This is a genomic window from Streptomyces griseorubiginosus (genome assembly GCF_036345115.1).
GTDB classification, from domain to species: domain Bacteria; phylum Actinomycetota; class Actinomycetes; order Streptomycetales; family Streptomycetaceae; genus Streptomyces; species Streptomyces griseorubiginosus_C.
In genome coordinates this window covers 4,280,173-4,293,997 of sequence record NZ_CP107766.1, presented here as the reverse complement: position 1 = coordinate 4,293,997, position 13,825 = coordinate 4,280,173, and the positions used below count along the sequence as shown (strand labels likewise).

15 protein-coding genes are annotated in these 13,825 nt (G+C 69.7%); 8 read left to right on the top strand and 7 right to left on the bottom strand.

All coding sequences use genetic code 11. The annotated features are described in order from the left end of the window. Positions 1 to 64: 64 nt before the first annotated feature. Entirely contained in the window at positions 65 to 319 is a 255-nt protein-coding gene (locus OHN19_RS19415) for a hypothetical protein (protein WP_330265394.1), read from the bottom strand. A 181-nt stretch (positions 320 to 500) separates the two neighbouring features. Between OHN19_RS19415 and OHN19_RS19410 the strand changes: the two genes are divergently transcribed. After that, on the top strand, positions 501 to 1,139 hold the full coding sequence (locus tag OHN19_RS19410) for a sensor domain-containing protein (RefSeq protein WP_330265393.1): 639 nt from the start codon (positions 501 to 503) through the stop codon (positions 1,137 to 1,139). Positions 1,140 to 1,281: 142 nt separating this feature from the next. Here the strand turns inward: OHN19_RS19410 and OHN19_RS19405 are convergent, their stop codons facing one another. From OHN19_RS19405 to OHN19_RS19395, 3 genes are read right to left on the bottom strand one after another with little or no spacing between them, the layout of a single operon-like run. Continuing rightward, positions 1,282 to 3,153 (bottom strand): AfsR/SARP family transcriptional regulator, encoded by a 1,872-nt coding sequence (locus tag OHN19_RS19405; protein WP_330265392.1) that lies wholly within the window; start codon positions 3,151 to 3,153, stop codon positions 1,282 to 1,284. An 11-nt stretch (positions 3,154 to 3,164) separates the two neighbouring features. Then, positions 3,165 to 3,296: a hypothetical protein gene (locus OHN19_RS19400; protein WP_330265391.1), complete on the bottom strand. Its 132-nt coding sequence runs from the start codon at positions 3,294 to 3,296 to the stop codon at positions 3,165 to 3,167. Positions 3,297 to 3,310: 14 nt separating this feature from the next. Then, positions 3,311 to 3,823 carry a DedA family protein gene (locus OHN19_RS19395; protein ID WP_330265390.1) on the bottom strand — a complete coding sequence of 171 codons (513 nt, stop codon included), beginning with the start codon at positions 3,821 to 3,823 and terminating at the stop codon, positions 3,311 to 3,313. A gap of 154 nt (positions 3,824 to 3,977) precedes the next feature. On the opposite strand from OHN19_RS19395, the gene OHN19_RS19390 reads away from it, so the two are divergent. The 3 genes from OHN19_RS19390 to OHN19_RS19380 all read left to right on the top strand — a co-directional run bounded on the left by OHN19_RS19390 (position 3,978) and on the right by OHN19_RS19380 (position 6,450). Continuing rightward, positions 3,978 to 5,267, top strand: a complete 1,290-nt coding sequence (locus OHN19_RS19390; protein WP_330265389.1) for a sensor histidine kinase — start codon at positions 3,978 to 3,980, stop codon at positions 5,265 to 5,267. Continuing rightward, positions 5,240 to 5,899: a response regulator transcription factor gene (locus tag OHN19_RS19385; protein WP_330265388.1), complete on the top strand. Its 660-nt coding sequence runs from the start codon at positions 5,240 to 5,242 to the stop codon at positions 5,897 to 5,899. Before OHN19_RS19390 ends, OHN19_RS19385 begins: the two co-directional genes overlap by 28 nt. A gap of 95 nt (positions 5,900 to 5,994) precedes the next feature. Beyond that, positions 5,995 to 6,450 carry a phospholipase gene (locus tag OHN19_RS19380; protein ID WP_330265387.1) on the top strand — a complete coding sequence of 152 codons (456 nt, stop codon included), beginning with the start codon at positions 5,995 to 5,997 and terminating at the stop codon, positions 6,448 to 6,450. A gap of 166 nt (positions 6,451 to 6,616) precedes the next feature. Here the strand turns inward: OHN19_RS19380 and OHN19_RS19375 are convergent, their stop codons facing one another. Then, complete coding sequence (locus OHN19_RS19375) at positions 6,617 to 6,931, bottom strand: hypothetical protein (RefSeq protein WP_330265386.1); 315 nt, start codon at positions 6,929 to 6,931, stop codon at positions 6,617 to 6,619. 544 nt (positions 6,932 to 7,475) lie between these two features. Between OHN19_RS19375 and OHN19_RS19370 the strand changes: the two genes are divergently transcribed. Together OHN19_RS19370 and OHN19_RS19365 are read left to right on the top strand one after the other, a co-directional pair. Next, complete coding sequence (locus tag OHN19_RS19370; protein ID WP_330265385.1) at positions 7,476 to 7,664, top strand: acyl-CoA carboxylase subunit epsilon; 189 nt, start codon at positions 7,476 to 7,478, stop codon at positions 7,662 to 7,664. 199 nt (positions 7,665 to 7,863) lie between these two features. Further along, positions 7,864 to 8,142 (top strand): hypothetical protein, encoded by a 279-nt coding sequence (locus tag OHN19_RS19365; RefSeq protein ID WP_330265384.1) that lies wholly within the window; start codon positions 7,864 to 7,866, stop codon positions 8,140 to 8,142. A 172-nt stretch (positions 8,143 to 8,314) separates the two neighbouring features. Here OHN19_RS19365 and OHN19_RS19360 read toward each other — a convergent pair whose 3' ends face one another. After that, positions 8,315 to 8,782, bottom strand: a complete 468-nt coding sequence (locus tag OHN19_RS19360) for a MarR family transcriptional regulator (RefSeq protein ID WP_330265383.1) — start codon at positions 8,780 to 8,782, stop codon at positions 8,315 to 8,317. Positions 8,783 to 8,891: 109 nt separating this feature from the next. On the opposite strand from OHN19_RS19360, the gene OHN19_RS19355 reads away from it, so the two are divergent. Continuing rightward, positions 8,892 to 9,827 carry an LLM class flavin-dependent oxidoreductase gene (locus tag OHN19_RS19355; RefSeq protein ID WP_330265382.1) on the top strand — a complete coding sequence of 312 codons (936 nt, stop codon included), beginning with the start codon at positions 8,892 to 8,894 and terminating at the stop codon, positions 9,825 to 9,827. Between the two features lie 938 nt (positions 9,828 to 10,765). Continuing rightward, positions 10,766 to 11,683, top strand: a complete 918-nt coding sequence (locus tag OHN19_RS19345) for an IS5 family transposase (RefSeq protein ID WP_330265381.1) — start codon at positions 10,766 to 10,768, stop codon at positions 11,681 to 11,683. Here OHN19_RS19345 and OHN19_RS19340 read toward each other — a convergent pair. Then, on the bottom strand, positions 11,640 to 12,176 hold the full coding sequence (locus tag OHN19_RS19340; protein ID WP_330265380.1) for a hypothetical protein: 537 nt from the start codon (positions 12,174 to 12,176) through the stop codon (positions 11,640 to 11,642). The two genes, OHN19_RS19345 and OHN19_RS19340, sit on opposite strands and share 44 nt — an antisense overlap. Positions 12,177 to 13,825 lie beyond the last annotated feature (1,649 nt).

Sequence of the window (13,825 nt, the reverse complement as noted above, 5' to 3'; positions counted from 1 at the left end):
TCTTCTTCTTTCGGTGCTCTGGATGACGTCAGGTCTTCAGGTCTGCGCAGGTGCGGGGCGGGGGCTAGGAGACGGGGCGGCGGTTCACGCACCGGCCGCCCTCGCGGTAGGAGGCGTGGGAGAAGGAGCCCGGGGTCTGGGCGACCCACACGCCCCCGACGACCTGGGCCCGGACGACGGAACGGGTGGTCCCGGTGCCGGGGAGCGGGCCGCTGAACACCACGGTCGGCGCGGCACCGCCGGCCGGCAGACGCCCGGCCACCAGCGAACGCTGCGGGCACGCCTCGACATAGCTCTGGGTGTTCGCGACCGTCGACATGTGGACTCCCGAGTGACTTGGCCCCGCTGCTGCGGCGCTCCGGCTGCTGACTCAACAAAACCGTGCGTCGGGGGTCCGGCACATTGCGGCGGAACCGAGTCTTCGGGGTAGGGCCAGGCATACCCCGGAAGTAGAACTGGGCTGCTGGGCGCGGGGGGCACCCGATTTCTACGGTGGAGTCATGGCAATCCTGGAAGCGACATCGGTGTGGGGGGCGGTCCGCCGCCCCGGGTTCCTGTTCTCGTCCTGGCCGTGGCGGGCGACCGCCTATCTGCTGAGCAGTGCCCCGGTGGGCCTGGCCGGGCTGCTCGCGATCCTCACCGCGTTCGCGGTGGGCGGCGCGCTCTCCGTCGTGGTCGTGGGGGTTCCCGTCCTGCTCGCGGCCCTGTTGTCCGGTGTCCCGATGGGCGTGGTGGAGCGGCGCCGGCTGCGGATGGTCGGCCACCGCGCCCTGCGCGACCCGCACGAGGATCCCGAGGAGCCGGGGCTCGGCCCCTGGTGCCGGAAGCGGTTCTGCGAGGCCGCCAGCTGGCGGGAACTGGCGTACACGCTGCTGTTCGTGACCGTGCTGTGGCCGCTCGACCTGCTGGCCGTGGTCTTCGCGTTCGCCGTTCCGCTGGGCCTGATGGCCACCCCGTACATGCTGGCCGCGTACGGCGGCGGCGAGTCCACGATGGCGCTGAAGCAGTGGGCGGTCACCTCCTACCCGCAGGCCTGGGCGTTCGCCGTCCTCGGGGTGCTGCTGCTGCCGGTGGCGGCCTACGCGCTGACCGTGGTGGCCGGCGCCCGGGCCGGCTGGGCGCGGACTCTGCTGACCTGACCGGGCACGGGGCCTCATCCGCCAACCTCCCTCCGCGCCGCTCACGTTGATCCATTCAACGGGGCGGCGCTTCGGCCTGCCCGGCGTGTCAGCTGGCAGCACCCTGCCCCGGCAGGACGTTGCGAGCGGCCCGCCCGGGGCGTCAGCAGCGGGCCCCCGCCAGCGAGCGGGCGAACATCAGGACCACCTCGTGGAAGCGGTACTGCGGCAGCCCCGTGGCGCCCACGCCCGCCATCTCCAGCAGGGACACATCGGTCAGCCGCTCCAGGAAGTCCTCCGCCGCCTGCTCCGGGATCCCGAACAGCCGCCCCGCCGTGACCGCGGGGAACGGTCCGCGCCCGAGGGCGGTCAGCTCGGCGAGGAGCTCGTGCTCCCGCGCGCTGAAGCCGCGCATCGAGGACAGCACGGACTGCCGTACGTCGAGGTCCCCGAAACGCAGTTCGTGCAGGCGGGTGTCCTCCTTCGCGAGCCGGTCCGCGAGCCGTGTCGCCGACCAGTACGGCCGGGACGCGAGGCGCGCGCCGGCGACCCGCAGGGCGAGCGGCAGCCCCCCGCAGGAGGCCACGATCGCGGCGGCCGCCTCGTGTTCGACCGCGATGCGCCGCACGCCGGCGACCGCCGCCAGCAGGGCGAGGGACTCGCCCTGGTCCATCGGCGCGCACGCCGTCGTGTGCGAACCGGACACCGCGCACAGCCGGGTCCGCCCGGTGACCAGCACCGCGGCCGAGGCGCTGCCCGGCAGCAGGGGATCGAGCTGGAGATCGCCGGCCGCGTTGTCGAGGAGGATCAGCAGCCGCTTGCCCGCCGTGCGGGTGCGGTAGAGCCGCACCAGCTCGTCCAGGTCGGCGGGCGGGCCGTCGAGCGCCGCGACGGGCTCACCGAGGCCGCGCAGCAGCCGTACCAGAATCTCGGCCGGGTCCTTGGGCGTGCCGTCCGCGTGGCACAGGTTCGCGTACAGCTGCCCGTCCGGGAAGTGCTGGACGCTGGCGTGCGCGGCGTGCACCGCGAGCGCCGTCTTGCCCACCCCCGCCATGCCGGTGATCAGCATGCGCTGCGGCCGGAACACGGGCCGCCGGCCCGCGGGCGGCGGCGCCAACTGCTTCAGGAGTACGGCGAGTTCCTGCTCCCGGCCGGTGAAGTCGGCGATGTCGGCAGGCAGCATCGCGGGGGGCGCGACCTGTGACGTGCGCGCCTGCGTGACCGTGAACGGCCGACCGCCCGGGTTCTGCGGGGTGTTCGCGTGCGGCGCGGACGCCGCCGCCGAGGCCGTCGGCCGGGGCAGGTCGAGAGTGCTGTTGAGCACCGCCTGGTAGGCGGCGTTGAGGTCGGCGCCGGGGTCGACGCCCAGTTCCTCGGCGAGTGTGCGGCGGCCCTGCCGGTAGACGTGCAGCGCGTCGGCCTGCCGGCCGCACCGGTACAGCGCGGTCATCAGCTGCGCGCGCAGCCGTTCCCGCAGCGGGAACTCCGCCATCAGGCCGATCAGTTCGGGGACCAGCTGCTGGTGCCGGGAGAGGGCGAGGTCCGCCTCGATGCGGTGTTCCAGCATGGCGGTGCGCGCCTCCTCCAGCTGCGGCAGTTCCGCGTCGGCCAGGAAGGACGTGACGTTGGCGAGCGCGGGGCCGCGCCACAGGTCCAGGGCCCCGCTCAGCAGGTCGTGCGCGTCCTGGTGGCGCCGCTCGGCGAGTGCCGTCCGGCCGAGCCTGCCGAGCCGCTCGAACTCCGCGGTGTCCAGGCGCGCGTCGTGGGTGAGGATGAGGTAGCCGGGCGGACGGCGTACCAACTCCACCTCGGAGCCGAGGAGTTTGCGCAGCCGGGAGATGTACGTATAGATCTGGGCGCTCATGGTGGCGGGCGGGTCCCAGCCCCACAGCAGCGCACTCAGCCGGTCGTCGGTGACGATCTTGCCGCGGGCGAGCAACAGGGCGGCGAGCACGGTGTGCACCTTCGCCCCCGACATGGAGACGCGTCGTTCGCCCTGCCTTGCTTCCACCGGACCGAGAAGCCGGAAATCCATGAGTCCCCCACTCACTGCCATGCACTGCTGTCGAAAAAGGCCGGCGGATTGCCGAAGCCTTCTGCTGCACCATTCTTCGAAGCTGTGACCTGGTAGGTCATCAGCGGCGGATGGCAAGAGGCTGCGGTGGCAAAAGGCTGCACGCTCGTTCCCCCCTTCACAGTCCCGGGCTGAAACCCATGCCGTAGCCGACGAGCACGAAGGTCGGCGCCCACACCGCGCTGCTCACGACGGACCAGGTCAGATAGGACCGCACGGACATTCCCGAGACCCCGCACAGGGTCGGTACGAGGGTGCGCAACCCTGCCGTGAACCGCCCCACGAACACCGCCCGGCCGCCGTGCCGCTGGATGGCGGAAAAAGCGCGGGCGGTGGCGCGGGACCGCAGCAGCCGGCGCGGGACGCGGTCCAGGAGCCGGGTGTTCCAGCGCCGCCCGGCCGCGTAGCCGAGGCCGTTGCCGAGGACCGCGCCGAGCAGCGCGGTGACCACGATCCAGCCGAGCGGGACCCGGCCGTGATGCGCCAGCACGCCGCCCATCACCACCGCGGTCTGCCCCGGGAGCAGCACGCCGATCAGCGGCAGCGCCGCCTCCAGGGCCGGCAGCAGCAGCACCGCCGCCAGGACTCCCCAGGTCCCGAACACCAGGGTGTTCTCGGTCAGCCACGTCATCATCTCCGGCCCCCTTCAGCCGTCTCCCAGACAACCGCGCGGGCCCGCGAGGATCACGACCACTGGGCTGAGTCCTGAGGTAGGGCAGGCCCTACCCCCGACCCTCGGTCTGGAGGGATGGCTCCGGCAGAGAACCGCCTTCTACCGTGAGGCCATGCGCTCACTCAACGTGTGGCAGGCCCTGACCCGCTCCGGCTACCTGCGCTCCGGCTGGCCCTGGCGGGCCGCCGGCTATCTCCTCAGCAGCGCCCCCGTCGGCATCGTGGTGCTGCTGGCGATCGTCCTCGCGGCGGCGGTCGGCAGTGCGCTGGCCGTCGTACTGGTCGGGCTGCCGCTGCTCGCGCTGCTCGCCCTGTCCGGGCTGCCGGTGGCGGCCGTGGAGCGGCGGCGGCTGCGGCTGGTCGACCGGCGTCCGGCTCCCACCCCGCACCGGGTGCCGGACGAGCCGGGCCTGATGGCGTGGGTGCGCACCCGGTTCCGGGAACAGGAGACCTGGCGGGAGCTCGGCTACACGCTGGCGTTCGCGACGGTGCTGTGGCCGCTCGATCTGCTGGTGTTCGTCATGGCGCTCGTCGTGCCGGTGGGCCTGGTGGCGACCCCGGTCCTGATGGCGACGGTCGGGGACGGCGAGGAGGCGCCCGTGCTGAAGATGTGGACGGCGACCAGCTGGCCCGAGGCCTTCGCCGTCGCCGTCGCCGGCCTGCTGCTCTTCGCCGTCAGCGCGTATGCGATCGGCGCCGTGGCGGTGGGCCGCGCCGAACTCACCCGGCTCCTCATCGCGCCCGTGGAGACCGACCTGGGGGAGAAGGTCACCGAACTCGTGCGCTCCCGGGTCCGGTTGGTCGACGCCTTCGAGGCGGAGCGCCGCCGGATCGAGCGCGATCTGCACGACGGCGCCCAGCAGCGCATCGTCGCCCTGACCATGGCGCTCGGCCTGGCCCGTCTCGACGCGCCGCCCGGCCCGCTGGCCGACCAGCTCGCCAAGGCCCACGACGAGGCCGGCAAGGCGCTGGCCGAGCTGCGGGAGCTGATCCAGGGCATCCATCCGAAGGTGCTCGCCGACTTCGGGGTGGGCGCGGCCGTCGCCGACGCCGCCGACCGGTCGGTGGTACCGGTGGACGTCTCGGTGGATCTGCCGTGTCGGCTGCCCGAAGCGGTCGAGGCCGCCGCCTACTTCGTGGTCTGCGAGGCGCTGGCGAACGTCGCCAAGCACAGCGGGGCGGCGCGCGCCGAGGTGACCGGCCGGCACGCGGACGGGTGGCTCGTCTTCGAGGTACGGGACGACGGCTGCGGCGGCGCGGACGTCCAACGGGGCAGTGGGCTCACGGGACTTGCGGACCGGGTGTCCGTACTGGATGGCAGACTGACCCTGTCCAGCCCTGCCGGGGGCCCGACCCTACTGCGTGTGGAGATCCCTTGCGAGCCGACCGAGCGCTCCGTGTAGTCCTGGCCGAGGACAGCGTGCTGCTCCGCGAAGGACTGATCGGCCTGCTCGGCCGCTTCGGCCACGAGGTGGTCGCGGCGGTCGGTGACGCGGAGGCACTGATGGCGGCCGCGGCCGAGCACACCCCCGACATCGTCGTCACCGACGTACGGATGCCGCCTGACTTCAAGGACGAGGGGCTGCACGCCGCCGTACGGCTGCGGGAGGCCCAGCCCTCACTGTCGGTCCTGGTGCTGAGCCAGTACGTCCAGCGCAGTTACGCGTCCGAGCTCCTCGACTCCGGGGACGGCACCGGCGTCGGCTATCTCCTCAAGGACCGGGTCGGCCAGGTCGAGGAGTTCCAGTCGGCCCTCCTGGAGGTCGCCGGGGGCGGCACGGTCGTCGACCCGGAGGTCGTCCGCCAGCTGCTGCGCCGCCGGCGTGACCCGCTCGAACGCCTCACGGCCCGCGAGCGCGAGGTGCTGGCCCTGGTGGCGGAGGGCAAGTCCAACACGGCGATCGCCCGCCAACTCGTCGTCTCCGAGGCGGCGGTGGGCAAGCACATCGGCAACATCCTCATGAAACTGGACCTCCCGCAGGCGGACGAGACACACCGCCGGGTCCTCGCGGTTCTCGCCTACCTCCGGGCCTGATGCCGTATATGGCTGCGCCATAGCCCCCGAGGCCAGGCTGTGCCCGCCCCGCGCACCCCGCGCAGGGCGCCCACACAGCCCCCGGAGGACTCCCGATGCGCAGCCGTCTCGCCACGCCCCTCGCCGCCGCAGCCCTCGCCGTGCCGCTCGCCCTCGCCATAGCCGCCGCCCCCGCACAGGCGGCCCCCGCCGACAAGCCGCAGCTGCTGAGCAGTTGGACCCAGACCAGCGCGAGCAGCTACGACTCCTGGGCCACGGCGCGCAACAACCAGGCCTCCTACAGCGCGTACGGCTTCGACTGGTCGACCGACTACTGCACCACGTCCCCCGACAACCCCTTCGGCTTCCCCTTCCAGATGTCATGTGCACGACATGACTTCGGCTACCGCAACTACAAAGCCGCGGGTTCCTTCGACGCCAACAAGTCCCGCCTGGACAACGCCTTCTACGCGGACCTCAAGCGGGTGTGCACCGCCTACTCGGGCGTCAAGCGCACCTCCTGCGACGCCTCGGCATGGACCTACTACCAGGCGGTCGACAAGCTGGGCTAGGCCGCGGGGTCATCACTGACCGGACAGGACGAAAGGCCCGTCACCGAACAGGACGGGACGGGCCTTCGTCGAGGTAAGGCTGCTTTCGCTGCTGGGCGAATGCGTGCTGGGCGAATGCGTGCAGGGTGAATACGTGCTGGGTCAATACGCGCTGGGCTTACCGGGGTTACTCCGACGGCAGCGGCAGGACGCTGTCCCAGCTCGGGTCTTCCGGCACGCTGTCCCAGCTGGGGTCCTGCGGAGCGGAGTCCCAGCTCGGGTCCTCCTGGACGCTGTCCCAGCTCGGGTCCTGCGGAGCGGCGTCCCAACTCGGGTCCCCCTGGACAGCGTCCCAGCTGGGGTCCTGCGGCGCCGCCACCGCCACCCCCGCAGCCGGGGACGCCCCCGCCGCGTGAGCGACGGCCCCCGCGGCCGGCGCACCGAACACGACGGCGACGGTGGCTACGACGACAAAACCCCTGCGCAGAACGCTGACCTTCATGAAGACCCCCTGGATAGCTTTTCCGAAAGACCGGAAAAGAAAGACAATGAGCGGGCAGGCATATTCCATCGGAATTACCGTGAACGCCCTCCGCCTTTCCGGTGGGCGCCCCCCGATGAATTAGATTCTTGTCCGTCGCCCACCCCTGCCACCAGGGCAATCGCATGTCAGGGTGCTGCGCTGGCAGTAGCTTGACAGCGGATCAACGCGTTCCGATTCAGCGGCCGGAAGTATTCCGTTTTCGCCTGTGTAGAAGAAGTAAAGGTGAAGGGCCTAAAGCTGGTTCCGACGCGCACACAAGAACCCGGCAGAGGAGTAGGCACAGCCGGCCCGGCAACGGGCCCACCGCTACCCCGCCCCACGCAAAGGCCGGAACTTGCCACGCACACCGCCGGCTGCACCGGAGCACACGCGCGCGCACAGCGACGGGACCGCCACCGTCGCGAAAGGCACGGCGACCACCACCCACCCCGACCGCTAGGCGCGCAGCGCTCGGAGCGGCACAGGAACGCAGGTAACCCAACCCACGTACACAGGAGCCGAAGTGTCCACCACCCCGCCCTCACGCCCCCTGTTCACCGTGAAACGCGGCACCCCAGACGCCACCGAACTGGCCGCCCTCACCGCAGTCCTCCTCACCCGCGCCAGACTCCCCCACCCACCCACCACCCCCACCCCCCGCCCAACCTGGCCCGCCCCGTCCTACCGAGTCCCCAGCGACTGGCGCCACTGACTACCCCCCCCCGAGCAGCCCGGCAGCACCGACACCCGGCGCACGCAGACCAAGCACCTGCGCGCTGCGGACCCCAGAGGATGAGCGAACACCCCGGCCTGCCTCGGTCTCGCCCGCCGCCGATCCGACGTGCTCTTCGCGATGCTCCGCGACGGCGAGCACCTTGCCCTTCCCAACCCGCTCGTGCTCGGCTGGCTCCATGGCGGCAGAAGAATCCGAGCACCTGCAGCTCATCCACCGCTGGCTGGCCGGAGAGGTGGTCAACAACCACGTCGGCATCAAGGTCGTCGGAGGCCCGTCCAACGGCCGAACAAAGATCGTGCAACTCGGCCCGGACGGGTCACCTCCCGCCCAATTCCGCACCTCCGGCGGCCGGGCAGAACCCGACCACCACCTCTACGAGGCAGTCCGCTCCACCGACACCCCAGCAGGCTGGGTCTACTCACACATAGGCATCGCCGCCACACCCACAGACTGAGCCAACGCCCCCATCCGCTTGCCCGAAGAGACAGGGGCACCCAGACCCTGCTCCACCTCTCCGACGCGCTTTGCCGTCCACGCCGCTCACGCAGCCTGCCCCCAACGGTTGGAGGGAGCCCCGTGTCGCCGATTGCGGAGGTCCACGGACACGGGCCACGGACCGTAGTCCGTCACGCCGAGTCAGACGCCTGATCGGCATTCGCCGGGGTCCCGACGAGGGACTGCAGCGCGCGAACAAAGCACCCGGCGTCCGTGCTGGAGAGGGGGGCGAGGAATCGGCGTTCCATCTCCTGGCGGTCGAGTTCGGCGTCGCGAAGGCGCTCCCGTCCGGACGACGTCAGCCGCACGATGTTCTTGCGCCGGTCCTGGGGACTGCGGCGCCGCTCGACGAGTTCCTTGCCCTCCAAGGCGTCGATGAGGGCCACCATCGTGGTGCGGTCGACACCCAGCTTCCCCGCCACTTCCAGCTGGGACAGCTCGTCATGCGCGTCGAGGACGGCGAGAACCGCCAGTTCACGGCCGTCGATCCCGTGCGGCGCCAAGGCCCGCGCGGACTCCTCGGTCAGCCGCAGGTACGCGTGCTTGAGCAGGTAGCCGAGGCGGGAGGCAAGAACCTCGGGCGGGATGTCGCGAGTCATGGCCGCAGCGTATCCAGAGACTGATAGTCAGCGAAACTGATGATCAGCTATGGTGATGGTTGCGCCGCCGTCAACGGCGGCATGTCGACTCGAAGGGCGCGTGGCAAGGATGTCCGACCAGCACCCCCTCCCCGTGACATTCGGAATCAAGACCACCCCGATGCGCGTCCCCTACCAGGACATCCTCCGCGTGTGGCAGGAGGCCGACGAGCTGCCCGACATCGCCGACGCCTGGCTGTGGGACCACCTCATACCGATCGCCGGCCCGAAGGACGGGCAGATCCTCGAAGGATGGACACTGCTGAGCGCCCTGGCAGCCAGGACCCAGCGGCTGCGCCTGGGCCTGCTCGTGACGAGCAACCGGATCAGGCCGCCCGCTGTCCTCGGCAAAATCGCCACCACAGTCGACGTGATCTCCGGAGGCCGACTGATCATGGGCCTCGGCGTGGGCGGCACCCTGCAGCCACCCGACGCGGGCGGCATCGCCGGCGAGAACCCGGCCGTCGCGGAGTACGCCGCCTACGGCCTCCCACTCGTCCAGCCCGCCGAAGGCATCGCCCGCCTGGAGGAAACCATCACCATCCTCCGCGGCATGTGGACGCAGGACGTCTTCGACTTCCACGGGCGCTACTACACCCTGACCGGCAACCACAACGAGCCGAAACCCGTCCAGCAGCCAGGTCCACCCCTGCTGATCGGCGGCTGGGGAAACAGGACGCTCCGCCTCGTCGCCGAGCAGGCCGACATCTGGAACATCCCCGGACCGCCGCACAACACCCTGGACTACATCACCGAGCGCAGCGCCGTTCTGGAGGACCACTGCGCCGCCGTCGGCCGTGATCCGCGCACGATCACCCGCTCCGTGCAGTACATCGTCTCCTACGACGACCCAGCCACCGACCGCAAGGCCATCACGGACCTCATCGCCGCAGGCATGACACACATCGTGCTGAGCCTGCGAAGCCCCTATCCCCCACAAGCCGCCCGATGGCTCACCAACGAGATCATCACACCCGTGCGCAGCACAACCGAAGAACACCGATGACAGAAACGCCCACCACCGGCAGGACGCTCCCCCTGCCGTGGGCCGGCGTGCCTCTCACCTGTGCTGATGGTCCACAAGCGTTTCCGGCGTGTCCGCCGCTGTGCGTCGGCGTCGTCCCGAAGTCAGACACTCACGTGGGGCCCGGTCTGCCGACCTGGCTCGGCATCCGCCGTCCGGCTGCCGCCCTGAGGATTCGGCCAAGAACGTCGGTCTGGCTTCTGCTCTAGGCCGCTCTCACCGATCGCCTCTTGCAGCACGGCCTGACTCCCCTAACAAGCGTCTTGCAGACCCGTTCCCTCAGCATCGGTGCCAGGGCTCCAGTCACGCACCGGCCCATTCGCACGAAGATGCTCAACCAGCCGCAATCGAGCTGCGTACAAGCTGAGTTGCAATGCGACCAAGCCTCGCGGAAGCTCGATGTCGACCTATGCCCGTCGTCGAGGCCTTCGTCGTTCCAGTACGCGCGCCGGCCTCTCGCCGTGTGGCGCTCGGTCCGGCGCACCGGAGACACCAGGACCCGCAAGTCTTAGCGCACCCTCGCCTTGCCGGCGCGCTGCATCGAAGCTCCCTGGCAGCAGTTCGAAGATCAGGGTTGGGATCGGCTCGCTGCTGACGAGAAGTGGGAGGAGAACGGGCTCATCTTCGCCTCGGCCGTGGCCAAGCCGCTCGACGCTGCCAACATCCGCCGCGCCTTCCGCCAGGCACTCAAGGACGTCGACGGAGTCAACGCCGACCGCCTCTCCGATCGCGATGCCCCCAGCTGGTGCCGTGGTCATGGACGTAGTCGCGCACTTAGAAGCTGTTGTCTTTTCGATCTTGGGAGACGCGCGTCGAACGGGGGTCCCGATCGGGTGGTCGCGGGGCGCGAGGCGCATACGAACAGGACCTCCTGAACAGCTCGTTGGTGTCGAATCACCGAGCAGCAGCAGGAGGCCCTGGTGCAGCAGTCTTGCGTGCCGATGGCCGGGCAGTCCAGCGCGGTCACCTGGGAGTGTGACTGTCTGGCTCACCGGTTCGGAAACGCCGCCGACAACGGGACGCGGCAGCCGCGCTACCCGACGGACATGACGGACGCGGAGTGGGCCCGGGTCCTGCCGCTGCTGCCGGTGCCGGGCTGGATGCGTGGCCGGGGCGGCCGGCCGGAGGCGTACTGTCACCGCACCATGCTCGATGCGATCCGGTATCTCGTGGACAACGGGATCAAATGGCGTGCGATGCCCGCCGACTTCCCACCGTGGGACCGCATCTACGCATTCTTCCGCCGCTGGCGCGACAACGCCCTGGTCAAGGAGTTCCACGACCGGTTGCGCGCGAGGGTCCGCGAGGAGCTGGGACGGGACACGCAGCCGACAGCCGGAGTGATCGACTCGCAGTCCGTCAAGGCGGACGCCGTCGTCGGCACGGACAGCCGCGGCTTCGACGGCGGCAAGCTCGTCAACGGCCGCAAGCGGCACGTCGTGGTCGACACCCTCGGCCTGCTGCTGGGCGTGATGGTCACCGCCGCGGATGTCGGCGACCGCACCGCCGCGAAGGTCCTGCTTGAGCAGGTGGCCGAGGCACACCATCGCCTGGCCCTCGTCTGGGCCGACGGCGGCTACACCGGCAGCCTCGTCGAGTACTGCCTGGCCACGTTCGCCCTGGTCCTGACGATCGTCAAACGCAGCGACGACCAGAAGGGGTTCGTGGTCCTGCCCAAGCGGTGGATCGTCGAGCGCCTCTTCGCCCACCTGATGCGAAGTCGCCGCCTGGTGCGCGACTTCGAGCGGCGCACCACCAGCGCGGAGGCGATGGTCTACTGGTCGATGACCGGGCTCATGACCCGTCGCCTGGCCCGGTCACACCCGCAGCGAGGGTGAACCGACCCGGCTGCTGCTCGGCCAGCCAGCCGCGCGCGACCAGGCGTTTCGCTTTCGACCGCAGTGCCTCCACCCGCGCCGGCACCACGTCCATGCCGAACATGGCGGCCATCTCCTGGCAGGTCAGCGGCCCTTGATGAAGCCGGGCCCGGTCCGCGAGTGTCTTGAGGATGCGCTGGTAGTCGACCGACAGCGCCGACCAGGCCAGCCCTTGTCGCCACACCGGCACCTGCGACTTCGGCTTCGCCGCGTCCCGGAGCGCCGACTGCCCCTCCCCATCCCGCGGATCCGGGACAACCTCCGCCTCGACGGTGGCGCCGTCGTCCGGAGCCAGCACCGTGTCGACCCGCCTGCGGGCGATCGCCCACTCCTGGCATTCCAGCTCGGCCGCAGCCAGCTCGGCCTGGATGCGGTCGGCCTCCTCCCGCAGCCCGTCAACTCGACGCCGAGCGGCGAGCTCGTGCTGTTCCAGCAGTCCGACAACCGACGGCATTCGCAACCTCCCGGGGAACGACGACCTGACAGGCCACCACTCCCACGGAACCACCACTCCTATCCCCGACCAGCGGAAACGCATCGATCACGTCCGGAAAGACAACAGCTTCTTAGACACTCAGCAACGCCAGAGGGCCCTCACTGACTCAGTGAGGGCCCTCTGACCTGCTATCCAGCTGTCGGGGTGGCGGGATTTGAACCCACGACCTCTTCGTCCCGAATAAGGTCAACGCAAGACCCGGACATCGCCCTGAAGCTATCTCCGCAGGTCAAGGCCTTGGTGTGAGTTGGTTTCCCAGAGCCTCCGAGGGGTTTTGGGAGAAGATCTTCTCCCAGGGTTCTCCCAGGGAGGCGCAGCGCTCGGGCAGCTATGCCCTGTTCCAACGGACCGACAACTCGCGGCATGATGGGCGGCCATGGATCTGCAAGGTGTGGGTGCCATCGCGTCTGCTCTCGTAGCCCTCGTAGGCGTACCTGCCGCCGTTCTCATCGGGCGTGCTCAGACCAGAGCAGCCGTACGTGCGGCCGAACTTGGGGCTGAAGCGGGGCGAGCGCAAGCGCAAGCTGCTACTCAGGTGGGGGTAGCGCAGGCCGAGGCTACCTACCGTGCCGCCGTGGACGCTTCGCGTGACCAAGCGAGGGCTGAGTATCGCCAATGGCGTCACACGCTGCGGCGTGAAGCGTGGGCAACGTTTGCAACGGCCGTAAATGACGCCACCACAGCTGCTGGTGACCTGGTCAAGAGGGCGGGGCCTAACGAGGACCACGGCAGGCTGAACGATGCTGTCACTGCGGCCATGGACACAGTGAAGTTCGCGCACTCTGTGGTCGATCTGGAGGGCCCCGCGCATGTTGCGGAAGCAGCCCGCCGTGTTCGTGATGGGGTCACTGCCGTCCTACTGGCGGCGGCCAAGGCTTCCACTGTTGCCCGGGCAGAGGGTGTCTTACGTGCGGTAGAGAACGGTGACGGGTTGGATGGCACTACAGCGGATCATGCCTTGACTGCGCGGGACGCACTGCACGATCTGAGAGCAGCAGCTCGAGCCCAGGCGGAGGGAAGCAGTTACCCAATCAACGCAGCAGGCACGCGCAACGCAGCTGTGGCCGAGGCTCAAGCTCTCGCACTGACGACTCTGGCGCGGTGTGGTGTCACAGGTCACCGGGCCGCCTCGCTTATCGACGATGCCAGGCACGGCCTTGCTCCGGACAATCGTCGTGAGTCCCTACGCGAGGCAGAAGCTGCTTTGGACCGGACCCTTGCAGAGTGGATACAGGAGGCCCGTCAGTACCTAGACGGGGACGCTCAGAACTGACGGGAGGAAGGGGGGCGGATCTGCGGGCCCTGCACGACGTCTTCGTCCGAACGCGATCAGCAAGAGGGTGACCAGCTGACGGAGGCTCTGACGTGCACGCTTAGGGTCCAGCACCGTCCATTGCTGTCTCACGAGGTTCTTACGAGGTTGCGCCGTTTGGCCCCTCGTTTGGATGGGCCAACTGAGCATCCCTTCCAGTCAGGGGCCAGGTCACAAATCGTAACCGCGTTCGACTGAGAGATTCCGGGTGTTGTTCACAGTGCATAGCGCTTGCCACCTGTACGCCTGAGCCAGCACGATGGACCTAAGAAGTGTGATGTGGGGTGTGATGTGC

Excerpts from the sequence above, each read along its gene's own strand:
- OHN19_RS19415 (WP_330265394.1), bottom strand. The coding sequence starts at position 319 with ATGTCGACGGTCGCGAACACCCAGAGCTATGTCGAGGCGTGCCCGCAG.
- OHN19_RS19410 (WP_330265393.1), top strand. The coding sequence starts at position 501 with ATGGCAATCCTGGAAGCGACATCGGTGTGGGGGGCGGTCCGCCGCCCC.
- OHN19_RS19405 (WP_330265392.1), bottom strand. The coding sequence starts at position 3,153 with ATGGATTTCCGGCTTCTCGGTCCGGTGGAAGCAAGGCAGGGCGAACGA.
- OHN19_RS19395 (WP_330265390.1), bottom strand. The coding sequence starts at position 3,823 with ATGACGTGGCTGACCGAGAACACCCTGGTGTTCGGGACCTGGGGAGTC.
- OHN19_RS19390 (WP_330265389.1), top strand. The coding sequence starts at position 3,978 with ATGCGCTCACTCAACGTGTGGCAGGCCCTGACCCGCTCCGGCTACCTG.
- OHN19_RS19380 (WP_330265387.1), top strand. The coding sequence starts at position 5,995 with ATGCGCAGCCGTCTCGCCACGCCCCTCGCCGCCGCAGCCCTCGCCGTG.
- OHN19_RS19375 (WP_330265386.1), bottom strand. The coding sequence starts at position 6,931 with ATGAAGGTCAGCGTTCTGCGCAGGGGTTTTGTCGTCGTAGCCACCGTC.
- OHN19_RS19365 (WP_330265384.1), top strand. The coding sequence starts at position 7,864 with ATGGCGGCAGAAGAATCCGAGCACCTGCAGCTCATCCACCGCTGGCTG.
- OHN19_RS19360 (WP_330265383.1), bottom strand. The coding sequence starts at position 8,782 with ATGACTCGCGACATCCCGCCCGAGGTTCTTGCCTCCCGCCTCGGCTAC.
- OHN19_RS19355 (WP_330265382.1), top strand. The coding sequence starts at position 8,892 with ATGTCCGACCAGCACCCCCTCCCCGTGACATTCGGAATCAAGACCACC.
- OHN19_RS19340 (WP_330265380.1), bottom strand. The coding sequence starts at position 12,176 with ATGCCGTCGGTTGTCGGACTGCTGGAACAGCACGAGCTCGCCGCTCGG.